The 25,291-nt window shown below is 72.1% G+C and carries 16 protein-coding genes; 6 read left to right on the forward strand and 10 right to left on the reverse strand.

Features of this window, described 5'->3' with window-relative positions; genetic code table 11:
• Positions 1–48: 48 nt before the first annotated feature.
• The 5 genes from ABTZ99_RS40490 to ABTZ99_RS40510 form a co-directional block, all read right to left on the reverse strand.
• Positions 49–3,138, reverse strand: coding sequence for an efflux RND transporter permease subunit (locus ABTZ99_RS40490; protein WP_499618351.1), 3,090 nt, complete (start codon positions 3,136–3,138; stop codon positions 49–51).
• Between the two features lie 339 nt (positions 3,139–3,477).
• Positions 3,478–3,903 (reverse strand): hypothetical protein, encoded by a 426-nt coding sequence (locus ABTZ99_RS40495; RefSeq protein WP_498772996.1) that lies wholly within the window; start codon positions 3,901–3,903, stop codon positions 3,478–3,480.
• Positions 3,896–4,279 (reverse strand): hypothetical protein, encoded by a 384-nt coding sequence (locus ABTZ99_RS40500; RefSeq protein ID WP_498772994.1) that lies wholly within the window; start codon positions 4,277–4,279, stop codon positions 3,896–3,898. Before ABTZ99_RS40500 ends, ABTZ99_RS40495 begins: the two co-directional genes overlap by 8 nt.
• A gap of 46 nt (positions 4,280–4,325) precedes the next feature.
• A complete protein-coding gene (locus ABTZ99_RS40505) occupies positions 4,326–4,772 on the reverse strand; it encodes a GNAT family N-acetyltransferase (RefSeq protein ID WP_498773456.1) in 447 nt (148 codons plus the stop codon).
• Between the two features lie 80 nt (positions 4,773–4,852).
• Complete coding sequence (locus ABTZ99_RS40510) at positions 4,853–5,422, reverse strand: TetR/AcrR family transcriptional regulator (RefSeq protein ID WP_499618353.1); 570 nt, start codon at positions 5,420–5,422, stop codon at positions 4,853–4,855.
• Between the two features lie 121 nt (positions 5,423–5,543).
• Between ABTZ99_RS40510 and ABTZ99_RS40515 the strand changes: the two genes are divergently transcribed.
• Positions 5,544–6,320, forward strand: coding sequence for an SDR family NAD(P)-dependent oxidoreductase (locus ABTZ99_RS40515; RefSeq protein ID WP_498772990.1), 777 nt, complete (start codon positions 5,544–5,546; stop codon positions 6,318–6,320).
• A gap of 3 nt (positions 6,321–6,323) precedes the next feature.
• On the opposite strand, the gene ABTZ99_RS40520 is transcribed toward ABTZ99_RS40515, so the two are convergent.
• Positions 6,324–8,825, reverse strand: coding sequence for a hypothetical protein (locus ABTZ99_RS40520; protein ID WP_499618357.1), 2,502 nt, complete (start codon positions 8,823–8,825; stop codon positions 6,324–6,326).
• A 184-nt stretch (positions 8,826–9,009) separates the two neighbouring features.
• Between ABTZ99_RS40520 and ABTZ99_RS40525 the strand changes: the two genes are divergently transcribed.
• Positions 9,010–10,425 (forward strand): aminopeptidase P family protein, encoded by a 1,416-nt coding sequence (locus ABTZ99_RS40525; protein ID WP_499618359.1) that lies wholly within the window; start codon positions 9,010–9,012, stop codon positions 10,423–10,425.
• An 81-nt stretch (positions 10,426–10,506) separates the two neighbouring features.
• A complete protein-coding gene (locus ABTZ99_RS40530) occupies positions 10,507–12,777 on the forward strand; it encodes a tetratricopeptide repeat protein (protein WP_499618361.1) in 2,271 nt (756 codons plus the stop codon).
• On the opposite strand, the gene ABTZ99_RS40535 is transcribed toward ABTZ99_RS40530, so the two are convergent.
• Positions 12,778–14,043 carry a hemolysin family protein gene (locus ABTZ99_RS40535; RefSeq protein ID WP_499618368.1) on the reverse strand — a complete coding sequence of 422 codons (1,266 nt, stop codon included), beginning with the start codon at positions 14,041–14,043 and terminating at the stop codon, positions 12,778–12,780.
• 114 nt (positions 14,044–14,157) lie between these two features.
• Between ABTZ99_RS40535 and ABTZ99_RS40540 the strand changes: the two genes are divergently transcribed.
• From ABTZ99_RS40540 to ABTZ99_RS40550, 3 genes are all read left to right on the forward strand, one after another.
• On the forward strand, positions 14,158–15,054 hold the full coding sequence (locus tag ABTZ99_RS40540) for an effector-associated domain 2-containing protein (RefSeq protein ID WP_499618363.1): 897 nt from the start codon (positions 14,158–14,160) through the stop codon (positions 15,052–15,054).
• A 117-nt stretch (positions 15,055–15,171) separates the two neighbouring features.
• Entirely contained in the window at positions 15,172–15,360 is a 189-nt protein-coding gene (locus tag ABTZ99_RS40545; protein ID WP_498772981.1) for a hypothetical protein, read from the forward strand.
• 18 nt (positions 15,361–15,378) lie between these two features.
• Complete coding sequence (locus ABTZ99_RS40550; RefSeq protein WP_499618365.1) at positions 15,379–17,220, forward strand: HEXXH motif domain-containing protein; 1,842 nt, start codon at positions 15,379–15,381, stop codon at positions 17,218–17,220.
• On the opposite strand, the gene fxsT is transcribed toward ABTZ99_RS40550, so the two are convergent.
• The 3 genes from fxsT to ABTZ99_RS40565 all read right to left on the reverse strand — a co-directional run bounded on the left by fxsT (position 17,217) and on the right by ABTZ99_RS40565 (position 24,967).
• Entirely contained in the window at positions 17,217–21,098 is a 3,882-nt protein-coding gene (gene fxsT / locus ABTZ99_RS40555) for an FxSxx-COOH system tetratricopeptide repeat protein (protein WP_499618366.1), read from the reverse strand. The genes ABTZ99_RS40550 and fxsT overlap by 4 nt on opposite strands.
• 286 nt (positions 21,099–21,384) lie before the next feature.
• The gene (locus ABTZ99_RS40560; RefSeq protein ID WP_498772975.1) at positions 21,385–22,896 is read right to left on the reverse strand and encodes a VMAP-C domain-containing protein; all 1,512 of its coding nucleotides are present in this window, start codon (positions 22,894–22,896) and stop codon (positions 21,385–21,387) included.
• A 118-nt stretch (positions 22,897–23,014) separates the two neighbouring features.
• Positions 23,015–24,967, reverse strand: a complete 1,953-nt coding sequence (locus ABTZ99_RS40565; protein ID WP_499618370.1) for an MDR family MFS transporter — start codon at positions 24,965–24,967, stop codon at positions 23,015–23,017.
• Between the last annotated feature and the right edge of the window lie 324 nt (positions 24,968–25,291).

The raw sequence follows: 25,291 nt of genomic DNA on the forward strand, positions 1-25,291 counted from the left end.
GCAGCCCGCCGTCCACCCACGGGCGGCGGGGCGTCCGACCCCCCGGGCTCAGACGCCGACCGGCTCCCGGGCCTCGACGGTCCGCTCGGCCTTGCGCGCCCGGCGGCGTTCCTTGCGGCCCTCCACCATCGAGTACAGCGTGGGCACCAGCACCAAGGTCAGCAGCGTCGAGCTGATCAGGCCGCCGATCACCACGATCGCCAGCGGCTTGCCGATGAACGCGCCCTCGCCGGTGATGCCCAGCGCCATCGGCAGCAGCGCGAAGATCGTGGCCGCGGCGGTCATCAGAATAGGTCGCAGCCGCCGCCTGCCGCCCTCGACCACGGCCTCCCGCACCGGCATGCCGTCCCGCCGGTACTGGTTGACCAGGTCGATCAGCACGATCGCGTTGGTCACCACGATCCCGACGAGCATCAGCATGCCGATCAACGCGGGCAGGCCGAGCGGGGTCCCGGTGAGCAGCAGCAGGCCGATCGCGCCGGTCGCGGCGAACGGGATGGACACCAGCAGGATCAGCGGCTGCACCAGGCTGCGGAACGTCGCCACCATGATCAGGAACACGATCGCGATGGCCGCGAGCATGGCCAGGCCCAGGTCGGCGAACGTCTCGGCCTGGTCGGCGCTGACGCCGCCGATGCTGTGCGCGGCGCCCGCGGGCAGGTCCAGCGCGTCCAGCCGCGACGTCAGGTCGGCCGTCACCGCGCCCAGGTCGGACCCGGTGGCCTTCGCCGACACGGTGGCGCTGCGCGCGCCGTCGGTGCGCCGCACCTGAACCGGACCGTCCACCACGGCCACGTCGGCGACCTGGCCGAGCGTGACGCCACCCGGCAGCGGCAACGCGCGCAGCGCGGCCACGTCGGTCGGCGTCGTGCCCGTGCGCAGCAGGACCTGCTGCGACCGGCCGTCGATCGGCAGCTGCGCCACCGGCACGCCGCGCAGCGCCTGCGCGGCGAACTGGCCGATGGTCTGGCCGGTGAGCCCGCGCGCCGCCGCGGCGGCCTGGTTCACCGTCACCTGCACGCGCGGCGCGCTCACCGACAGGTCGTCGGTGACCTCGCCGACGCCGGGCGTGCCGGACACGACCTGCCGCACGCGGTCGGCGGCGTCGCGCAGCGTGGCCGCGTCGGGCGCGGTGACCAGCACGTCGATGGTGTCCGAGCCGAAGCCGGACGCCGCCGCGCCGAACGCCACCTCGCCCGCGCCGGGCGTGTTCGCCAACCGCTCGGTCAGCCGGTCCTGCAACGCCTCCAGGTCCGTGCCCTCGCGGACGGTGGCGCGCACGCTGGTGTCGCCGTCACCGCCGAAGCCGAACGCGGCCAGGCTGTTGTCCGTGCCGACGGTGACCTGGTAGGTCTCCACCTCCTCGGTCTCCGCCAGCACGCCTTCGAGCTTGCGCGCCGCGTCGTCCCGGGCGGTGAGGCTGCTGCCCGGCGGCAGCTTCTGGGTGCCCTGCAACGCGGTGCCGCCCGCGTTGTCGATGAAGTTGGTCTCCAGCGAGCCGGCCAGGCCGAGCGTGCCGCCGAAGATGAGCGCGGCGATCAGCAACGTCACCCAACGGCGCGTGGTCGCGAACTTGAGCACGGGCACGTATGCGCGCTGCAACGGGCTGCGCTTCTCCTTCTCCAGCGCCGCTTCGCGCGCCTTCGCCGCCTCGTCCGGGTCGGTCGGCACGGCCGGGCGCTTGAGGAACCAGTACGCCAGCACCGGCACGATCGTCAGCGACACCAGCAGCGAGGCCAGCAGCGCCACCGTGACCGTGATGGAGAACGGCCCGAACAGCTCGCCCGCGATGCCGCCGACGAACGCGATCGGCAGGAACACCGCGACCGTGGTCAACGTGGACGCGGTCACCGCGCCCGCCACCTCGCGCACGCCGTCCAGCACGGCGCGTTGCTTCTCCTCGCCGTACCCGAGGTGCCGCTTGATGTTCTCCAGCACCACGATCGAGTCGTCCACCACCCGGCCGACCGCGATGGTGAGCGCGCCGAGGGTGAGCAGGTTCAACGACAGGTCGCCGGTGTAGAGCGCGATCAGCGCGACCACCACCGACAGCGGGATCGACACCGCCGTCACCAGCGTGGACCGCACCGACAGCAGGAACAGCAGGATCACGACCACCGCGAACAGCAGGCCGAGCAGGCCCTCCGTGGTCAGGCCGCTGATCGCCTTCTCGACCTGCGGGCCCTGGTCGAACGCGACGGTGAGGGTGGAGCCCGCCGCCTCGCCCCACTCGCCGAGCTTGTCGCGGACCTGCCGGGAGATCTCGACCGCGTTGCCGTCGGCGGCCATGGTGACGCTGACGCCCAGCGTCGCCTCGCCGTTGGTGCGGGTGAGCACGGTCGCCGCCGCCGGCGCGGACTCGACCTTGGCCACGTCGCCGAGCTTCACCGGGCCCGCGGGCGAGGCGAGCAGCAGGTTGCGCAGGTCGTCGACGGTGCCGACCGGGCTGCCGACCTGCACGGTCAGCGTCTTGTCCGCGTCCGGCACGGTGCCCGCGGGCATGACCGCGCCGGCCGTGGTCAGGGCGGCGGTCAGCGCCTGCGGGTCCACCCGGGCCGCGCCGAGGCGGGCGTAGTCGACGGTGACGCTGACCTGGCGGTCGCGCTCACCGCTGACGCTGGCCTCCCGCACACCGGGGATGGCCTCCAGGCCGGGCACGACCTCGGCGCGCAGCCGGGCCGCGGCGGCGATGTCGTCGTCGCCGGAGGTCGCGGCGAGCGCGATCACCGGGATGTCGTCGGTGCTGCCCTGCGCGACGGTCGGCTCCACGCCCTGCGGCAGGCGCGGCTGGAGCCGGTTCACCGCCTGCTGCATCTGGGCCACGGCGGCGTCGATGTCGGTGCCGTAGGTGAACATCACCTGGACCGTCGCGGAGCTCTCGGCGGAGCGGGTGAACACCTGCTCGACACCGTCGACACCGCGCACGGCCGACTGGATCGGCTCGGCCACCTGGCTGTCCACCAGGTCCGGCGACGCGCCCGGGAAGGGCGCGATGACCACCGCGGCGGGCAACTCGATGGACGGGAAGAGCTGCTGCTTGATCGAGGGCAGCGTGAACGCGCCGAAACCGATCACGAGCAGGCTGAGCAGCCCGACGAGACTTCGGTTGGCCAGGCTCAGTCGAGCCAGCACGGACATCGTGGGAATCTCCTTGGTGAGCGGACCGGCCGGCAGGCGACTGCACGGGGTACCGCGGGCGGATGTGCGAACGCTGGCACACGCCACCTGAGAACGGGCTCAGACATGGGTTGACCGCACGCCCGTCGAACGGGCTCCGACCTGCGCGAACGGCATCCGCCACCGGATCGCGCGGACGTGGTGATCTTTGTCACGGAGGCCGGGGACGCGTGCCCCCGGCCTCCTGCACCCACGACGGCGTGCCCTGCCGGACGCCCTTGGTCTCGGCCGCCGCCACGGACCGGCCGCCGGTTGTAGGCCCGGCGACTGCATGCTTTACGAGATGGGCGGCCGGTTCGTTCAACGCGCCTGTTCGGAATACCGCAGTCCGGTGTGGCGCAACCAGAGCAGACCGAGCACGGGCAGCACGAGCGGGACGAACCCGTAGCCGCCGCCGAAGTCCGACCACACCGTGGCGTCCGGGAACGCGTCGGCGAACACCAGGCTCGCCGCGCCGACCACGAGCACCCCGGCCAGCTCGACGCCGCACGCGAGGTAGGCGACCCGCCGCGACACGACACCGGCCAGCGCGGCGGTGGCGACGACGTACACGACCGCCGCGAACGCCGACAGCACGTACGCCAGCGGCGCCTGCTCGAACCGGGTGGCGAGCTGCACCGCGGAGCGGGAGGTGGCGGCGACCGCGAAGATCCCGTACACCGCGATGAGCATCCGACCGGGCCCGGACCGGGTGGTCTCCTTCAGCTCGTCGCGCCGCTCACCCATGGGTCGCCCAGAGCTGGTTGAGCCGCAGGATCATCACCGGCACGCTCAGGCACGCCACCGCCAACACCCCGGCGCCCCACCGCGACCGGTCGCCCAGGGCCCAGAACGCGCCGACCGGCAGCACGGCGACCGCCGCGACCAGGTAGCCGAAGAACGTGGGCGCGTCCAGGCCGGCCCGGTCGGAGCCCAGCACGGCGACCGTCGCGGCCACCGCCTGCACGAGCAGCCCGGCTTCGAGCAGCACGACGACCGCGGCGAGGCCGAGGGTGGGCTTGGTGGCGAGCGTGATGGGCCGGTCGGCGACGACCAGCACCAGCGACCACGCGGCCGCGACGAGCGCCACGACCGTCAACGCGGTCGCGAGGACTTGGATCATCAGCACTTCCCGGTCGAGCGGACTTACCGCGGCAACCTACCCGGCGTCACGACAGCGGCAGCTTGAAGCCCTCGTGGGACTGGACGAAGCCGAGGCGGCGGTAGAAGCGGTGCGCGTCCACGCGGGTCTTGTCCGACGTGAACTGGACGATGACGCAACCGCGGGCCCTGGCCTCGTCGATCGCCCAGCGCATCAACTCCTCCCCCAGCCCTTGCCCGCGCATCGAGGACGCCACCCGCACGGCCTCGACCTGCGCCCGTGCCGCGCCCCGCCGCGACAGGCCGCGCAACACCGTGAGCTGCAACGTGCCCACGACCTCACCGCCGCGTTCCGCGACCGCCAGCACCTCGTGCCCGGCCGCGTCGATCGCCTCGAACGCCCGCAGGTAGGGCGCCAGGTCCTCCGGCGACTCGCGCCGCGCGCCCAACTCGTCGTCGGCGAGCATGGCCACGATGGCGGGGACGTCCTCGGCGGTGGCGCGACGGATGATCACTGGCACGGTCCTCCCCGGTCATCGGCGACTCCACCTCATCACAGAAGGGGATCAGCGGCCCGCGCACCCGGCGGCCCGGGCTAAGGCGGCCCGGCGCCGTGCAGGAGGGTGTCGACCACCCGCTGCGCCAGCGCGTCGGGTTCGAGGCCGCTGTCCGGCCCGTGCACCGCCTCGCCGATCAACGCGTAGAACACCCGGCGCGTCCAGTCGAGGTCGGCGGAGGCGTCGAGCAGCCCCTCGTCCCGCGCCCGGCGCAGCAGCACCAGGCAGCGGTCGTCCACCCGGCGCTTGCCCTCGGCGGCGGGCGAGTCGGCGGCGGTGAAGACGACGCCCATCGCGAACGGCCACCCGATCTTGACCCGCAGCACGTTCGCGGTGATCTCGTGCAGCGCGACCAGCGGCGGCGAGGTCTCCGGCCGGCCCGCGTCCATCACCTCGTCCAGCTGCCGCACGACGTCGGCCGTCATCGCCTCCACCAACGCCTGCCGGTTGGCGAACCGCCGGTGCACGGTGGTGCGCGCGACGCCCGCGGCCTCGGCGATCTGCTCCATGGACGCGCCGGGGTTCACCGACAGCAGCCGCTCGGCGGCTTCCAGGATCGTCCGCACGCTGCGTTCGGCGTCGGCGCGCAAGGGCCGCGTCGCTCCCAAGTCTGTCTCCTTCCGTGCACCACCGATGGTACAGCTACCGCGTTAACTGGAACATCACTGTTGCATCTACGGCGATAGGTGTGCCTAAGATGTCTCACATAACCGAGCCGATGGAGATGACATGACCCACCGCCCCACCGCCCTCGTCACCGGCGCGTCCGCCGGGCTGGGCGTCGAGTTCGCCGACCGGCTCGCCGCCCGCGGCCACGACCTCGTCCTCGTCGCCCGCTCCGCCGACCGCCTGGACGCCGTCGCCGACCGGCTCCGCCACGAGCACGGCGCGAAGGTCCACGTGGTCCCGCAGGACCTGTCCGCGCCGGACGCGGTCGACTCGGTCGTCGCACGGCTGCCCGGCCCCGTCCACACGCTGGTCAACAACGCGGGCTTCGGCACCGCCGGCCGGTTCGAGGAGATCCCCGACGGCCACGACCAGGAGCAGTTGATGGTCAACGTGGTCGCGCTGGTCGGCCTGACCCGGGCGCTCGTGCCCGGGATGCTCGAAGCGGGCTCCGGCGCCGTGGTCAACGTCGGTTCGACGGCCGGGTTCCAGCCCTCGCCGTACTTCGCCACCTACAGCGCGGGCAAGGGGTTCGTGCTGAACTTCAGCCTCGCGCTGCGCCGGGAGTACCGGGACCGGGGCATCAAGGTGCTCGCCCTGTGCCCCGGCCCGACCGAGACCAGCTTCTTCGACCGCGTCACCCCGCGCGCCGCGATCGGCGGCCGGATGATGAGCGCCGAGGCCGTCGTGCGGGCGGCCTTGGACGCCCTGGACCGCGGCCGCGCCTACGTCACGCCGGGCCTGGGCAACGCGCTCAACGCCCACCTCGTCCCGCGTCGCCCGCGCACGATGGTGGCCGCGATCGCCGAACGCGTCACGCGGTCCGTGCTCCAGGGCTGAGGCTCAGGACCCGCCCGACAGGGACAGGTCGCCGATCACGACGGTGGTGCGCGGCGGCGCGACGGCCGCCGCCACCCTGGCCACCACCTCGTCGAACACCGGGTCGTCGTAGTAGTCGCTGTGCCCGCGCAACGGCGAGGCGACCATGTCCGGGTCGGGGTCGAGGAACTCCGGGTCGCGCAGCCGCACGTCGTTGCCGCAGCGCACGCCCCACAGCTTCGGGCCGGCGAACACCTGCTCCTCGGCCGTCTCCGGCCACACCTGCACCGGCCCGCCCAACGGGTCGGTGAGCCGGTGCACGTTCCACCAGCGGTCGCCGAGCTCGTCGTGCAGGCGGACGAGCTCGGCGTGGCCCAGGTAGTGCGGGAACAGCCGCGAGTACGCCCACTGCAACTGCGAGCCGTACGTCACCAGGCCGACCCGGCGCAGCGCGGCGACCGCGTCCGCCTGCCTGATGTACCGCTCGCCGTCGGCCGGGTCGGGCCGCTCGCTCTCCCGGCGCAGCAACGACAACGCGGCGAAGCACACCACGCTGCCCTGGCTGTGCCCCGACAGCACGACCGCGCCCACGTCGTGGTGCCCGGCCAACCGGACCGCCCGGGAGGTCAGCTCGATGGTGGCGCGACCGCCGTAGGGCGGCGGGCAGATCGGGTGCGCCAACCTCGGCCAGAACGCCACCAGGTCCCACACGATCCCGACCGCCGTGCGCATCCGCGGGCTCTGCCACGTCCGCACGCCCAACAACAACAAGACCAGCACGAGCCCGGACACCACCAGGCTGCCCAACGCGCCCAGCTCCTGCGCCGGGAGGGTCGACAGCCAGTCGGCCAGGCCCGGCGGCGGGGCGGCCCGCCAGTCCGGGTGCGCGAGCCGGGCCAGCGCGAGCCCGCCACCCGCCGCCACCAGCACGCCGCCCAGCAACGCGACCGCGCCGAGCAGCCAGTGGTAGCGGTACTTCGCCGAGGCCAGGCGCTGGTTGAACGCCACCTTGCCGATGCCCGGTCGGTCCGGGCGCCCCGGGTAGTCGGTCACAATGCCCTCGCGGACCGCCGCACCGCTCGCGTGGCGCATCCAGGACACCGCGCCGACCGCGTACAGCAGACCGGCGGCCACCGCGGCGACCCAGAACGCCCAGCCGGGCATCGGCGTCCACCGCAGCACCACCGCCACCGCCGCGGTCACCGAACCCGCCGCGAACACCAGCGCGCTCGACACCTGCCGCACCATCGCCGCCACGATCGGTGCCACCAGCAGCGGGAACGCGATCGCCAGCACGCCCCAGAGCCCCGCGCCGACCAGGTAGCTCGTGCTCAGCACCAGCCCTTGACGCCCCGCCTCCGGCACCGGGTCGCCGACCCAGTCCACCACCCGGTAGGCCAGCCCGCCGCTGAACCCGACCGCCAGCGTGGTGGCGACCGCGGCGATCACCACGGCCGCGTACCCGTGCCACATCGGCCGGAACCGCTTGTCCGCCACCATCAGCTCGACACCGCGCGCGGAGTGCCGCAGGCGCACGCACGCCCCGAGCAGCACGACCAGCAGCAGCATCGCCGACGCGGCCAGGATGTTCGTGACCGCCTCGAAGCCGGCCAGCGGCGTCACCGACCCGGACGCGCCCGTCGGCGCCCGCCACAGGAACGCCGTCGCCAACCCCGCCGCGAGCAGCAGGTACGCCGCCGACGCCCACTTGAGCGCCCGCGAGTTCACCTGCCGCCGGTCCGGCGACATCACCACGCACCCGAGGGCCCACGCCAGCACCGCCACGCCCAACCCGACCACCGTCCACGACAGCGCGTCCGACGGCCGGTCCGGCTGCGGGGTCCGCAACGCGCCCGCGTACAGCACCCCCACCACCACGCACGCCGCCGCCACGTGCGCGTCACGCAGCACCGGTGTGCGCGGCGACGTGTGCCAGAACGCGTAGTCGCCCAGGCTGCCCGTGCGGGTCTCCCACACGTGGTGCGTGCCCTTCGGCTCGTACAGGAACGTCTGCCGGCCGAACCACCACAGCACGGTGATCACCAGCCCGGGCGGGACCATGCCGACCAGCAGCATCGCCCCGAACGGCCAGCCGTCGAAGAACGCCAGGTGCGCCGACCGGCACGCCGCCGTGCCCGCGCACTGCCGCACCAGCAGATCCAGCGACACGTACGCGGTCGCCGCGACGAGCATGCCCGTCAGCACGAGGCCGAGCAGCCGCAGCACCGCCTCGGCGAACCGGCCCGCGCCGAGCAGCGTGTACCGGGCCAGGTTGAGGATCGCGAACGGGATCAGCACCAGCCACAGCGCCCGGCTCGCGCCGCCCGAGGTGAACCGGCCCCAGTGGAACGCCTCCACCGTCCGCGTCCGCCCGCTGGACAGCGCCCGCGCGGGCTTGGCCGCCCGCAGGAACCGCGCGACGTCGTCACCGGCGACCGGGGTCGGGAACGGGTCGCCGAGCATCGCTTCCGGCGGGGTGCCGGACACGCCGTGCACCCGCAGTTCGACGACGTCCTCGGGACGCATGAGATCACCTGCCGTAGGTAGCCCTGGGCTGTTGCCTACCGGATCGCCCACGCGGGGTAGGCCGTTTCAGTGCGGGAGACACCCGGTTGGGCGATCCACGGGCTGGTGAGAGCATCCTGGGTGACGTCCGGTCGCCGATCGCGATCGGGCGTGCTCACGGCCCCGACCCGAAAGGCTGCCCACGGTGACCAAACCCGCCCGCCGCGACCCGAGCAAGCTCGTCGACGCCTCCGGGTTCCGCGAGTTCGTCCAGCACGGCTGGGGCCCGGCCGACCGCGCCGCCCGGGTCGCGCCCGGCGCCGCCGAGGCCGCCGCCGCGCACCGCGACCGGCTCAGCGCCGCGCTGCCCGGCGCGCGCATCGCGGTGGCCGCCGGCTGGTCGCCGGTGCGGTCCAACGACACCGACTACGGCTTCCGGCCCGACAGCGATTTCTCCTGGTTGACGGGCTGCGCCGCGGAAGGCGCGGTGCTGGTGATGCACCCGGTCGCCGGCGGTCACGACGCGGAGCTGTTCCTGCGCCCGCCGGCCGGCCCGGACGAGCCGGACTTCTTCGCCAACGCGCGCGACGGCGAGCTGTGGATCGGCCCGGTGCCCGGCCTGGCCGAGTGGGGCGAGGCACTCGGCGTGCGCTGCCGCCCGCTGCACGAGCTGCCGTCGGCGCTGCGCGGCAGGCTGCCCGCCGTGCACGCGACGGCAGGCGTCGACCCGCTGCTGGACGCGCTGGCGGGCGCCGACCACACCGCCGGGCTGCGCACCGTGCTGGCCGAGCTGCGCCGGATCAAGGACGACTGGGAGGTCGGCCAGCTCCAGGCCGCCGTGGACGCCACGATCCTCGGTTTCGCCGACGTCGCCGCCGAGCTGGGAGCGGCCGTCAAGGGCGGTGGCGAGCGGTGGTTGCAGGGCACGTTCGACCGGCGCGCCCGCACCGCGGGCAACGGCCCGGGTTACGCCTCGATCGTGGCCGCCGGGCCGCACGCGCCGGTGCTGCACTGGGTGCGCAACGACGGTCCCGTGCCCGAGGACGCCGTGCTGCTGCTGGACGCGGGCGTCGAGCTGGACACCCTCTACACCGCCGACATCACCCGGACGTTGCCGGTGTCGGGCTCCTACAGCCCGGCGCAGCGGCAGGTGCACGAGCTGATCGAACGCGCGTCGGTGGCGGCGCTGGCGGTCGTGCGGCCGGGCGCGGCGTACCGGGACTTCCACCAGGAGGCCATGCGGGTGCTCGCCGAGGGCCTGCACGACTGGGGCCTGCTGCCCGTGTCGGTCGAGGAGTCGCTCGACCCGGACGGCCAGCACCACCGCCGCTACATCACGTGCGGCGTCGGCCACTTCCTGGGGCTGGACGTGCACGACTGCGCCAACTCCAGCTCCACCGCCTACCACGAGGGCACGCTGGAGGTCGGCATGGCGCTGGCCGTCGAGCCCGGCCTGTACTTCCACCCCAACGACGAGACCGTGCCGCCGGAGCTGCGCGGCATCGGCGTGCGGCTGGAGGAGAACGTCGTGGTGACCGAGGCGGGCAACCGGGTGCTGTCCTCCGCACTGCCCCACGACGTGGCAGGTCTGGAGGCGTGGGTGGCGGCGGCGGGCCGCTGACCGCGGTCCCGACCACGTTGATCTGCGCACGGATGAGCTGGACGCTGGTCTTGCGCACAGGACGTGACCTCGGGAGCCGCCATGACCGCACAGCCGTCCTCCTGGCGATCGGGTGCCGCCCACAACGATATCGGGGGCGACGTCCACGGCAACGTGGTGCAGGTCGGCCACGTCGAGGAGGTCACCGCCTCGCAGGTCGTCCTGCTGCCGTCGCCGCCTGCCGACCGGTGGCCGCGGCGAGTGGGAGTCGTGCCGCTCGTGGCGGACTGCTTCCAGGACCGGGCCGCTCTGCGGCAGTTCGACCGGCCCGAACCCGCGCCGACGACGTCGGTGCTGGTCGGCATGGGCGGTGTCGGCAAGACGCAGCTGGCGGCTGCCGTCGCGGAACGGCTGTGGAGCGACGGCGCGGTCGACCTGCTGCTGTGGGTGACGGCCGGTTCCCGGGACTCGGTGGTCGCGGGGTACGCCGCGGCCGAGGTGATCGGCTCGAACCACGGCGACCCCGAGCGTGCCGCCGAGCGGCTGCTGGCCTGGCTGGCCACGACCGGGCGCACGTGGCTGGTCGTGCTCGACGACCTGGCGAACCCGGCCGACCTGCGCGGCCTGTGGCCACCGAGCAGGCAAGGCGGGCGAGCGGTGGTCACGACCCGCCGCCGTGACGCCTCGCTGTCGCGGCGGGACCGGGTCCTGGTCGAAGTCGGGGTGTTCACGCCCGCGGAAGCCGCCTCGTACTTCGCCGACAAGCTCGCCGGGCACGGCCGGCTGGCGGAAGGCGCCGCGGAGCTGGCAGAGGACCTGGGACGCCTTCCCGTCGCACTCGCCCAGGCCGCCGCGTACCTGGTCAACCGCGGCCTGACCGCACGGCGGTACCGGCAGCGCTTCGCCGCCCGCGGCAAGACCCTGGCCCAGGTGCTGCCCGACGCCGATGAACTGCCGGATGATCACCGCGCCACCGTGGCGGTCACCTGGGCGTTGTCGGTCGAGTCGCTGAGCCGCTCGCCCGGGTCGAACCTCGCGGTGCCGTTGTCGGAGCTGGCCGCCGTGCTGGACGCGAACGGCGCCCCGATCCAGGTCTTCACCGGTCGCACCGTCTCGACGTGGCTGGGTGGCGGGTCGGGGCACCCCGCCGACCTCGACGACGTCCTCGACGCCTTGCACCTGCTGCAGCGGTTCAGCCTGGCCTCGGTGCGGCCGGACGAGCCGGACCGCGCGGTCAAGGTCCACGCCCTGGTGCAACGGGCGACGAGGGAGGGCGCCACCCCGGCACGGTTCCGGGAGGTCGCCCGGACGGCCGCCGACGCGCTGCTGGAGATCTGGCCCGAGACCGAGCGCGTATCGGACCTCATCGCCGCGTTGCGGTCGAACGTCGTGGCGTTGAACGCCGTCGCGGGTGACCACCTGTGGGAGCACGAGGCACACCACGTGCTGTTCAGGGCTGGGATCAGCCTCGCCGAGGCCGGCATGTCCGCCGAGGCGGCCGAGCACTTCGGCTCGGTGGCCGCGACCGCGCGACGCCTCCTCGGCGACGACCACCCCGACACGATGACCGCCCTCGCGCACCTCGGGAACCTACGCGGAGTGGCCGGGGACCCCGGTGCGGCGATCGAGCAGGCGAACGCGCTGCTGGTGGACCGGACCCGCGTGCTCGGCGCCGATCACCAGGACACGTTGAGCACCCGTGACGACCTCGCCTACTGGCTGGCGGAGCTGCGCCGCAACGAGGAGGCGATCGACGAGTGGGAGCGGCTGGTGCCCGACCAGCTGCGGGTGCTGGGCCCCGATCACCCGATCACCCTGACCACCCGCGGACGGCTCGCCAAGGCGCGGACGATGGTCGGCGCGCACGCCGAGGCGGTGGCGGAGCTCGCACAGGTCCTCGCCGACCGGGTGCGGGTGTCCGGCCCGGACCACCCCGACACCCTCATGACCCGGAACTCCCTCGCCGCGTGCGTCGCGGAGGCGGGTGACCCGGCCGCCGCGACCCGGCAACTGGAGGACCTGCTCGTCGACCACATCCGGGTGATGGGCGAGAACCACCCGAACACCCTCGCGATCCGCAACAACATCGCGTACTGGCTGGGCGTCGCCGGTGATCCCGCCGGTGCGGTCGCGCGGTTGGAGCGGGTGGTCGCCGACAAGGCCCGGGTCTGGGGCTGGAACCACCCGCGGACGGTCTACAGCCGCAACAACCTCGCCGAGTGGACCGGCAGGGCCGGTGACCCCGCCGGGGCGGTGGAGCAGCTCGAACGGCTGGTCGAAGATCAGCTCGGGGTGTTGTCCCCGGGGCACCCGTACACGGTGAAGACCCGAAGACTCCTGGCGGAGTGGCGGACAAGGACCACGCGTCGGTAGTCAGCGCTTCCGCAGGCGCACGGACGTGATGGCGTGGTGCTCGACCTTCAGCACCTCGATGGACCAGCCGGGGACCGTGATCCGGTCGCCGGGGGCCTCGGGGATGCGGCCGAGCACCACCAGCACCAGGCCCGCGACGGTGGCGTAGTCGCCCTCGGGCGGGTCGGCCAGCTCGACGCCCAGGTCCACCAGGTCGTGGACGGGGAACGTGCCGGGCAGGACGAGCGAGCCGTCCGCGCCGCTGCGCACGGCCATCACGTCGCGGTCGGTCTCGTCCAGGATCTCGCCGACGATCTCCTCCAGCAGGTCCTCGAGCGTGATGATGCCGTCGACCGCGCCGTGCTCGTCCACGACCAGGCCGAGCTGCTCGCGCTCGGCCTTGAACCGGCGCAGCGCGTCGGACACCCGCACCGAGTCGGGGAACACCATCGGCGAGCGGGCCACGTCGACCAGCTTGGCGTCGTCGTCGAGCAGGTCGCGCAGGTGCACGACGCCCACGACGTCGTCCAGGTGCCCGCCGCGCGCCACGGGCGCCCGCGAGTGGCCCGAGGCGGCCAGCTCGGCGCGGGCGGACGGCACGTCCGTCTCCGCCGCCAACGTGACCACCGACCGGCGCGGCACCAGGACCTCGCGCAGCCGGCGTTCGCTGATCTCCAGGGCGCCGGTGATGATCATGCGCTGCTCCGCGTTGAGGCCCCGTTGGGCGGAGACCAGCTCGCGCAGCTCCTCGGACGACATCTGCTCGGACTCGGGTTCCGGCTTGCCGCCGAACAGCCGGACCACCAGGTTCGTCGACGCGCTCAACGCCCACACCGCGGGCCGTGAGGCGGCCGACAGCACGTGCAGCGGCCGTGCCACCAGCAACGCCCAGCGCAGCGCGTACTGCATCGCCAGCCGCTTGGGCGCGAGCTCGCCGAACACCAGGGTCAGGAACGTCAGCACCACCGTGACCAGCGCGATCGCCACCGCGTTCGCCGCGTTGCCGAGGAACGACAGGGCCGGCACCAGCGGCTCGGCCAACGACACCGCCGCCGTCGCCGAGGCCAGGAACCCGGCCAGCGTGATGCCGATCTGGATGGTGGCCAGGAACCGGTTGGGGTCGCGCGCGAGCCGCACGAGCGTCTTCGCGGACGCCCGCTCGTCACGCTCCAACGCCCGCAACTGGCCCTCGCGCAGGCTGATCAACGCCATCTCACTGCCCGCGAACAGCGCGTTCAGCAACACCAACACGGCGACCAGCGCGACCGTCCACCCGTACCCGTCCACACCCGAGTCCATACCCGAACCGGGCCGTCCCGCAACCGGAGGGTTGGTCATTTCGAGTGGCGGCGCTGCCGCCCCACCCCTCCTCTGGACTACAACAAGCAGTGGGGAGGTCACATGGTGTCTGCCGCGGTGCACCACTCGTTCGTCGTCGTGGACGTGGAGTCCTACGGCGATCCGACGCGGACGTCACCCCACCGGACCGCCGTGCGCGACGGCATGTACCAGGTGCTGATGAGCGCGTTCGCCGACTGCGACCTGCCCTGGAACGACAAGGCGGTGGACGACGCGGGCGACAGCCTGATGGTGCTGGTGCCCGCCGACGTGCCCAAGTCCGTGCTGGTCGAACGGCTGCCGGAGCGCGTCGTCGCGGCCCTGCGCCGGCACAACCACACCCACGCGCACGAAGCGCGGTTGCGGATGAGGATGGCCGTGCACGCCGGCGAGGTGCACTTCGACGAGCACGGCAAGACGAGCGAAGAGATGATCTTCACCTACCGGATCCTCGACGCGCCGGCCGCCAAGCAGTCCCTCAAAGCGTCGACCGCCACCCTGGTGCTCGTCGTCTCCGACCTGTTCTACCGCTCCGTGGTCCGCAACGACGCGGCCACCAGGCCCGACGACTACTCGGCGGCGCAGGCCAAGGTGAAGGAGGTGGACGCCCGCGTCTGGGTCCGCCTGGTCGACGGTCACCCGATCGAGACCTCACGCCCCGCCGCCCGCACGCGGAGCCTGACCCTGGCCGAACTGGGCCCGGTCATCGAGGTCATGCTGCGCACCCCCGGCTTCGACACCCGCGAGGGACGCGACCTCGTGCTGCGCGAACTGCCCTTCGCCGGCTCCATCACCCGGCACAACGCCGACCGCCCGGACACGGTCAGCATCGTCCGCACGTGCGCGCACTACCCCGACGGCCTCGACGCGCTGCTGGCCGCCATCCGCTTCTACGCCGCCGGTTCCACCGAAATGGCCGAACTGGACACCCTGTTGGCCGAACGGGTCAGTGGCGTTTAGTTGCCCCCTGCGGAGCCGAATACCGCCATACGCACCTCTTCCGCTCTGTTTCCTTGACATTACACTGAGTCATGCCGTCGTAAGGCGAACCCCACCGCGCAGGGGCACCGCTACCTGATGGCCAACTCGGGAGGCCAGCTAGTGGATGAATCGGCAATTCGGATCGACTCCGGTCTGGTCGACTTGACGAACGTTCCTCTCGACGCGCTGGACGCATTCGACGACGGGATCCTGACGACGTCGACCGACCGTTTCCTCAGACAGGTCGACCACGCCATCATCAGTGTGGGCGGGCACGACTCCTGACCGGCGGACTCCGCACCCATGACGAGGGGCGACCACGAGGTGGCAGGCTCGAACTCCACGCACGGGATATCGCTGCCCAACCACGGGATGTCCCTGGCCCAGTTGGACGCCTTGGCGTCCGCACGCCCCGACGCCGGCGCCATCGCGCTGCTGCACCGGGTCGAGCGGACCAGACGTCTGCTCGCCCTGCGGTTGGTGCTGCACCACGCGCGCGACCACCCCGTTCCGGGCAACCCGTTGCCCCCGGTGGACGAGGCGTGGGACCTGCTGGTCGCCGCCGAGCGCGCCCGCCCGGAGGCGGTGGCGGACCTGCTGTCGCGCCCCCAGGTCGGGGTCTGGTCCGCGCACCTGCTGCGCCGGCTCCGGAACAAGGCCTCCGACACCGCTCCGGTGTGGTTCCACGTCGGCCAACTGCACTTGTTGGCCGCCGCGGCCGGGTTGTCCGCAGAATTGCGCTTCACGATGACTATTCCCTTGCGGGATGGCATCGCGGTGCTTCCCGGCTGGGGCGTCGCCCGAGTGCCGGAGACGACCGGATGGGGTCACGGCACCTTGGTCTCGGAGGCGTCGGGGTTAACCGTTAAAACCGGAGCCGGCACCGCTCACCCGGTGGAATGGCAGCCGATCCGCATTCTTGAGGGCGAAGTCGCCGCCACCGCGCCGCGCATCCACCTGGACGACACCGGACCGTACCGGGGATTGGCGATCCCGGAGCGACCGGACCCATTGTCGGAATCCGCGGCAGCCCGGTGGAACGCGCTCTTCGCCGAGGCGTGGGCGATCTTGGAGCGCGACCACCCGCACCGCGCGCGGGAACTGTCCACCGGGCTGTCGGTGATCACGCCCCGCCCGGCGGCCTACCGCTTCCGGCCGCACAGCGGGTCGGTCGGCGACGGCTACGGCGCCGCGATCATCTCCGAACCGCACGACGCCGAGCAGCTGGCCGTGACGATGGTGCACGAGTACCAGCACAGCAAGCTGAACGCGATCAGCCACCTCGTGCCCCTGACCACCGTCAACCCGGCAGCCACCTGCTACGCGCCGTGGCGCGACGACGCCCGCCCGGTCGCCGGGCTGTACCAAGGCGTGAACGCCTTCCTCGCGGTCGTCGAGTTCTGGGAGTCCCAACGTCGGCGCCTGAGCGGAGCGGACGCGGCCCTGGCGCACTTCGAGTTCGCTTACTTCCGCACCCAAGTGGGTGAAGCACTCGACGCGCTACGGCGCCACCCGTCGCTCACCGAGCCCGGGCGGAGGTTCGCGGCCCGCCTGGCGGAACGACTGGCGGCGCTGTCGGATGCCCCCGTGCCCGCCGACGTGCTCGCGGCCGCCGAGAGGGCCGCCGAGGACCACCGCGCGGCCTGGCGCGCCACCCACCTCCACCCGGCGCGGTCGCACGTGCTGGAGTGCGCCGAGCGCTGGCACGCCGGCGAGGCAGCGCCGACCTCGGGGTCGAGACCGGTCGTGGCCGCCGACGACGCTCCGCCCAGGTTGGACGCCAAGGTGATCCTCACGCGCGTCCTGCTGTCCGATCGAGCGGAGTTCGACGCGATGGCGTCGGACGCCTCCGGCGACGTCCACAAGATCGCCACGGACCTGGTCGAGGCGGATTTCGCCTTGGTGGCGGGCGACTACCACCGGGCCCACGCGCTGTACGCGGCGGAACTCGCCGCGGGCTCGCGCCGGCCGGGCGCCTGGTCCGGCTTCGGGGTCGCGGTGCGGGAGTTGTCACCCGGCCCGGCGGCACGAGCGCTGCTCGAACGCCCGCACCTCGTCCGCGCTGTGCGGAACGAGATCGCCGCGACCGGCGAGGCGCCCGACGTGCAGCGCCTCGCCGCGTGGCTGGGAGGAGCGGACGGTTAGAGGGGCATCGGGTCGATGTCGCAGTTCGCGCGGACGCGAGGATCGCTCAGCTCCGACACCGCCGGGTGATACTGCCCGAGCCGTTCCCGCAGCAGGCCCACCGCTCGTCGGTGCACCTCTTCCGCTTCGTCGGCGCGCCCGAGCGCACGCAGGTCGTGCGCGAGGTTCGCCTGGCACGCCAGCGTCGTCGGGTGGTCGGAGCCCAGGATCTCCGTCGCGCGGCGCAGCACCTCGTCGTCGATGGCGTGGGCGCCCTGCGCGTCGCCCGACTCCTGCAGGTCACTGGCGAGGTTGATCCGGGTGACCAGCGTGGAGGGGTGGTCATCGCCCAGACGTGCGCGGAAGCCGCCCAGTGTCGCCTGATCCAGCTCACGCGCGCTCTCGGCGTCGCCCATCAACCTGTGCAGGATCGCCACGTTGACGGCCGCGGAGAGGGTGTGCGGGTGATTGGGTCCGAGCGTTCGCTCGTACCTGCTGAACGTGTCGCGACCGAGCTGCTTGGCCTGTTCCAGCCGGCCCAGGTGCCTCAGCTCGATGGACCGGGCCAACGCGGCGGCGAGCGTGTCGGCGTGGTCGAGGTTGTACCTCAACCGCAACCCGTCGAACGCCGTCTCCGCGGCTTCCATCGCGCCGACGTGGTCGCCCGCCTTGCGGCGCATCACGGCGAGGTGGCGCACGGCGCGGAGCCAGGCGGGGTTGAGCGGTCGCCCCGTGCTGCGCCGTTCGTACGTGCGCACGATCTCCTCGTGCTCGGCGGACGCCTCCCGGTAGTTGCCGAGTTCCCGCTTGTCGATGGTCAGGCCCACCTGCGTCAGCAGTGACGTGTCGTGGTCCTGACCGTAGATCTGGACCCTGCGGTTCCAGGTGTCCGCGTCGAGGTCGAGCGCGGCGGCGAAGTCACCGACGAGGCGGAGGTTCACGCCGAGGCTGTGCGCGACGGCCAGCGTCGTCGGGTCCTCGTCCCCGAGGTACCGGACGCAGATGTCGTAGTTGCGCTTCGACAGCTCCAGCCCGCCGACGAAATCACCCTCCGCGCGCTTGTCCGCCGCGACCTGGCTGATCGCCAGGATCGTTTCCTCGTGCTCCTCGCCGAAGGTGCGGCGGTGCCGCTCCAACAGGTCCCTGTTCAGCGGGGTCGCCTCGGCGTACCGGCCCTGCACCCACAGCATGAAGCCGTACCAGCGGCCCATCCTCAAGGTCTCGGGGTGGTCCTCCCCCAGCCGGTCCACCCAGTTCTTGTAGATCTGCTCGGACAGTTCGGCGCTGCGCTTGTGCTCGCCCCACCGGTAGAGGAACTGGACCTGGTTGTACAGCAGCGTTCGAACGGGCTCGGCATCGCTCTCGTAGGCGTTGGACGCGGCCAGGTGCGCGCTCAGGTCCACGTAGGTCGGCCAGTTCTCCGGCTCGGCCGGCCCTTCCGGGTCGTTCTCGCTCAGCATCTGGTGGGCGGCGTGACGCATGGTCACGCGTTCGTCCTCGCTCATCTGGCTGATCAGCACGGACTGGACCAGGCGGTGCAGCTCGATGGAGTTGGTGCGGTGGTCGACGCGCACCAGCGCGAAGCGGTTGATGTCGCGGATGGCCTCGTTGAGCCGCAGGCTGTCGCGCAGGACCTTGGACAGCTCGGCCGGCACGTCGGTGATGTTGCGGCTGTAGGTGAACATCTTGCGGTTGATCGGTTCCGGCGCCAGGAAGGCGCACACCTGGAGCAACCGCAGCGCCGAGGGGTTCTTGCGCTTGAGCTCGCTGAGCGACAGGTCCCACATCGCGGCCACCGACTCGGGGTAGTCGAGGGTGGTGGTGACGTTGAGCAGCTCCAACTGCTTCTCGGCGAGCAGTTCGAGGTACTCCGCGGCGGGCATGCCGGTCTCCACCCGCCACGCCGCCGCCTGCGCGATCGCCAGCGGCAGGTCGCCCAACGCCTGGGCCAGGCGGTCGGCGTCCTCCTCGCCGAGTTCCGGGTCCCGCCGCCGCAGCAGCTGCACGCTCTCGGCGCGCTGGAAGACGTTGACCTCCAGCGGGCGGGCGACGCTGAGCCACTGCGAGTTGCGCGAGGTGACCAGGATCCGCCCGGTGCCGCCGGTGGGCAGGTACTGCTGCACGGCGTCCGGGCTGTCGGCGTTGTCGAAGATGAGCAGCCAGTTGGTCGGGATCTTGTGGTGGTTGCCGCTGCGCAGCGCGTCGAGCACCTGCTGGACCGCCACGTTGGCCTCGGAACCGACGACGAGGTCCAGGCGCTGCCCCAGTTCCACCAGCGAGTTGACGATCTTGACCGACCGCTCGGCGGGCACCCACCAGATCAGGTCGAAGTTCGCGCGGTTGCGGTAGGCGTACTCGATGGCCAGGTGCGACTTGCCGACACCGCCCATGCCGTGGAGCGTTTCGGGCAGCACGGCCGCGGTCCCGCCCCGGACCAGACGCCGTTCGAGCTCCTGGAGGAGGTCCGCCCGCCCGGTGAAGTTGACGTTCCTCGGCGGTACTCCGCCGAAGACGGGCGATGCGAGAGTCCTTCTCCTTTCTTCCTGCTCGACGGCAGTCACCTCTAATCCTCCCGCATTTCGCTCGACATCGACCGTGCCCTCGCGAACACGTGTTCGGTCCCGTTCATCGGCGTGTATACTCGCGCCGACCTCATCATTGCCGACTGCCGACGGCAGCTCTACTCCGGGGTCCCCTTCCGGCGTGGAATAGCGCAGATGAACCCCCGACCAGGCCCTCAACACCGCTCGCTCCGCTTCCGCCACGTGAGGCGACGTGACATTGGGCGAAGCGGCCGATACCGGCTCCTCGTCCAGCGGCCATTCGAACCCCGCCACCGCCGGTCGGTGTTCGTCCAGGTAATGCCGGACCACCTTGCGCACGCGCTCGGTGTCGATCCGACGACCATGCGCAAGAAGTTCCTCCCGAATACCCTCCCGCACGAACCTGAACGTCACTCGATTTCCGCCGTTGTCGTACCCGGGGGGCGCGATCGCCACCAGTGGGCCGCCGAGGAATTCCGACAGGGCCGCAGGTCCGGCTTCCGGGTGCAGCAGTTCGAGGATGCGGAGCAGGAGCGGCACCTCCAGCGGTGCGACGGCCCAGTGGACGGCCAGGTCGAACACCACCTTCGACGCGGTCGTGCGGTACGCCGCGACGAGTTCCTCGACGCTGAAGCTCGTGTCACCCGGTTGGGGCCGTGCCGCCCCGGCCGCCGGGTCGGGCGGAGCGGGCACCAGGGCCGCGCCCAGGTTCGCCCACCCGACCGCCGCGGCGAGGTCGGCCCACTCGCGCAGGCCCGCCGGGGCCAGCTCGACGAACGGGACGGGGGCGACGTCGCCGAGGTCGTCGTACAACCCGGGCACGTCGACCTGCGGCTCCCACTCGTGGAAGTGGTTCGGCGCGCCCGGCTCGGACGCCTTGAGGCGCAGTCGATGCAGGTCCAGGCCGGTGCGGCAGGCCGTCCACCACGGCAGCGGGCTGACCACCGCGACCGAGTGCGCGGCGCCCAGCTCGCGCAGCGACACCCACGCACCACCCCACCGCCAGGCCGGGTCGACGGCGTCGGTGAGGGCCAGCAGCAGACGCCGCCCGGAACCGGCCAGGTCCGGCGGGCTCCCCCCGTCGGACCCGCGCAGCACGGCCCGACCGCTGTCGTCGATGCCGAGGGCGCACACGGCGACCTCGCCGAAGACACCGGAGTCGGCGAGCGCACGGGTGAAGGACTCGACCGTCGACGCCCAGATCGACATCGCCGGACCGTCGTCGACGGCGACCACGAGGTCGCGGGACTGGCCGTCGAGCGGCGCGAGCACCTCCCGCAGCCCGTCCGCCGTCCACTCGTGGGCGTCCGGACCCGCGGTCACACCCGCGGCAACGTCCTCAGAGTCGACGCGCACCGTCACATCCCTCCGGTGCGGGCACGACACCCGGATTCGGATCGAGGAGCCGATTCATGCCGGTATGCCCTGGAATAAGGGAACCACGGCCTTGGCACCACCTTAGCGCCCGACCGCGGGAACAGTGCGCCTTCACGCAGTGAATCGATTCCGAACGGACCGGGTAATCGCCGGGACCTCGGGGAATCGACTACGCTCTCACCATTTCGAGTGAACAGAGGGCTACGCTCATCAGGTGAATACGGAACCACTGTGGGTCTGGTATCGAGTGCACGCCGACTGCGCATCAGATACCTCCCTGCGAACCCCAACCAGAGGTCAGGGGTTCCGGTAGACGCTCCGCATCGTCCCACAATACGGCAAGACTCCGGCCCGCGTGCGGCCCATCTGACTCATTCGCGAGCAGCGCTTCCCGGCGCAACTGGGCCAATCGGTCCGGCAACCGACGGACCTCGCCCGCGGCGAACAACCGGGTCACGGCTTCGTGGAAGTGGCTGGTCGAACAGTCCTCGCGATCCCAGATGATGATCGGGATCCCGGCCCTGAACGCCATCGCGGCCTCGTGCCACGCCCTGCCGCGACGGTCGCCCGGCGGTTCGCTGAGCACCAACGACACGATCGAGGTGTCGTTCAGGTCCACCGCCATCCCGGTGAGGTCCCACCCGCCGTTGGTCCGGCTCCAGTACGGGCGCGCGGCCTCCGCCGAGATCGCGTTCCAGCGCTGCTTCCACACCAGCCAGTACCGCTGCGCCCGCGTCCGCTCCAAGCTCCGCACCAGCACGGGGTGATCCACCGCCAACGGCACGCTGACGTCCGCCGGCGAGGCCTTCGGCCAGAACTCCACCGCGGTGTTGATCATCTCCCAGGGCAGTGCGAACTCCACCACGATGGCGCTCACGTGCTCGGCCGCCGGAGTGACGCCCAACTCGGCCTCCAGTTCCGCGATGACGCGGTCGACCTCCGCCTCCAGGTCGTCGCGCCGGATCGCGGCGTCGCCGCGCCGGCGGCCGTGCCAGCCGGAGCCCTTCCAGCTCAACCAGTGCGAGAGCACCACCTTGCCCTGGTCGACCGGGTCCGGGTCGACTTCGAACACGAGGTGCACCACATCGGAGTCATCGCCGTCGGCCTTGGTTTCGTTGCGCCAGCGGGCCTCCTCGACCAGATCGGTCACCTCGAACTTCTCCGCCAACCTCCAGTTGCAGCGACGCAGCTCGGCCGCCAGGGCGCCGTCCTCCAGGCGTCCGGCGAGGCAGTCCACCAGCACCATGGCGGGCAGCAGCGCGCCCGGACCGGCGTTGTGGTCGGCGAGGTGCAGGAACAGCGACCACACCGAGCGGCACCGCGCGGGCAGGTCGTCGCAGTGCCCCTCGGTGGCCACGTCGGCCAGGCGGCGCAGCTCACGCCGCTCCTCGAACGGGTCGTCCGACAACCGCACCGACCGCAACGCCTTCGCCAGCCGGTCCCAGTCCCCCGTCGGCAACGCCCGGAAGGCGGCCCACTCGTCCCCCAGCTCGACCAGTTGGGCTATCTCGGGCGCGTGGGGGTCCAACAACCTGAGGCAGTCGACCAGGCCGCGCAACCCGGCCGCGTGACGGCAGCACCACCGGACGAGGCCGAGGAGCTGGAGGTGGACCTCGGAACCGTCCAACGACACCTGCTCACCGAGGACGTCGGACAGCAGGCTCACCAGCATGGCGCGTCCCCGCTCGGCGCGCAGGCTCTCACAGCGCTCCAACAACGCGACGATCTCGCCTTGCAACCTCAGTTGGGCGGTGTTTACCCCTTCGTCCACGACCATGTGACCATCCCCCTCCACCGTCGACCACCCTCATCGGGACAGGCGTCGACCTGAGAGAACCGTGACTCCCGGCCGTCACTGTTGCACAGCCGGTGTGCGCTTTGTCCGCAAAATGCGGTCACACGACGGCGGTCGGGCGGTCGGTGGTCAGGGAGCGGCCGCTGGTGGTCAGTTCGGTGGCGACGCGGTCGACCGCTTCGGTGAACTCGGGGTCGTCGCAGTGCCAGTCGGTGAGCTTGACGAGCAGCCAGCGGCGCCAGGCGGCGACCAGGTCGGTGAAGACCTCGGCGCCCTGGGGCGTGAAGCGGTAGTGGGCGTCGGATTCCGTGACGTAGCCCCGGGTCTGGAGTTGGCGGGCCACCGGTTCGAATACGCCGGCGGGCACCTTGGTGGCCTCGGCCAGCCGTTCGAGCGTGGCGTCGCCGTGGTCGACGCTCTGCCGGAACACCTTGACCACCAGCCACGCCTGCGCGTGCGTGAGCGGGACGCCCGAGTCGCGCAGCACGTCCGGCGTGGGGTCGCGGCGCTCGCGGCTGACGATCAGGGCGACCAGCTTCTCCAGCTCGTCCCCGGAGTCGGACGTGTGCGGCGCGGCGAAGTTGTCGCCCACCTCGGTCGCGGCGGCACGGGCGGTGTCGCGCAGCGGGACTTCCTTGAGGAACAGGGCGACCAGGAACGCGACCGCGGCGACCGGCGCGGCGGACAGGAACACCAGGTGCAGGGTGTCCGCGTACGCGGCGATGATCGGGGCCTTGAGCTGGTCCGGCAGGGCGTGCAGGGCCTGCACGTTCGCCGCGGCGGCCGGGTCGACGCCCGGTGGGACGGCGGCGGCGAGGTTGGCCGGCAGATTGCTCGCGTACACCGTGCCGAAGACCGCCACCCCGAACGAACTGCCCAGCGTGCGCAGGAAGCTCACGCCGGACGTGGCCACGCCGAGGTCCTCGTAGCTGCTGGTGCTCTGAACGACCACCATCGCCACCGGCATGCACATGCCGACGCCGAGGCCGAGCACGAGCATGTACGTCGACGCCTGCCAGAACGACGTCTCCGGGTGCAGCCGGGACAGCAGGAGCAGCCCGCCGACCATGAGCAGGCTGCCGACGAGCGGGAACACCCGGTAGCGGCCGGTCTTGCCGATCACGTTGCCGGTCGTGATCGAGGCGACGAGCAGGCCGAGGACCAGCGGCAGCATCTCCAGGCCCGACTGGGTGGCCGACACGCCGTGCACGTACTGCAGGTAGGTGGGCAGGAAGGTGACGCCGCCGAGCATGGCGAACCCGACCACGAAGCTGAGCACCACGCACACGGTGAACACGCGGTCGCGGAACAGGCGCATGGGCAGCATCGGCTCGGCGGCCCGGTTCTCCACGAGCACGAACAGGCCGAGCGCGATCACCGACCCGACCGCCATGAGGATGATCGTCGGCGACGCCCACGGGTACTCGACGCCGCCCCAACTGGTGACGAGGGTGAGGCCGGTCGCGGCCAGGCCGATGAGCAGGATGCCCAGGTAGTCGATCTTCGGTCGGGCGGTGCCGCGCGAACCGGGCACACCCACGCCCGGCAGCGCGAACGCGCCGACGGCCAGCACCACCACGCCGAGCGGCAGGTTGACGTAGAACGCCCAGCGCCAGCTCAGGTGGTCCACGAACAGGCCGCCGAGCAGCGGGCCGACCACCGTGGCCACGCCGAAGACCGCGCCGATGACCCCCTGGTACTTGCCGCGCTCGGACAGCGGCACGACGTCCGCGATGACGGCGGCCGAGGTCACCATCAGCCCGCCCGCGCCGAGCCCCTGCACCGCGCGGGCCAGGATGAGCCACGTCATGGAATCGGCCCAGCCGCACAGGAACGAGCCGACCAGGAACAGCGCCACGCTGACCAGGAACGCCCGCTTGCGGCCGAACAGGTCGCCGAACTTGCCGATCAGCGCGGTCATGATGGTCTCGGCGAGCAGGTAGGACGTGACCACCCAGGACAGGTGCCCGCCACCGCCGAGGTCGCTGACGATCGTGGGCAGCGCGGTCGCCACGATCGTCTGGTCGAGGGCGGCGAGGAGCATCCCGAGCATGATCACCGCGACCACCGCGTGCCGCGCGCCGCGCCCGACCTCGACTCGTTCGACCACGTGGACCTCCCGGCCCGACGATAAAACCGCCGCACCTCACCCGCCCGCCGCGACCACGGCCGGGTGATACTCGATCGCATGGGGAACTCACGCGAGATCACGTTCGCCGGCGCGGGTGTGACGTTGGCGGGCGCGCTGACCATGCCCGACCTCGGCGAGCCGGCGCCCGGTGGTGGTCACTAGTGCACCCTCTTCCGTGCGGGCGCCTGGGTGGCGCTTGTGGTAGGAACCAGGCGGAAGTCGGGGTGACGGCCCGGTGTGGCCGCC

This window comes from Actinosynnema sp. NPDC002837, from assembly GCF_040295345.1.
Taxonomy (GTDB): domain Bacteria; phylum Actinomycetota; class Actinomycetes; order Mycobacteriales; family Pseudonocardiaceae; genus Actinosynnema.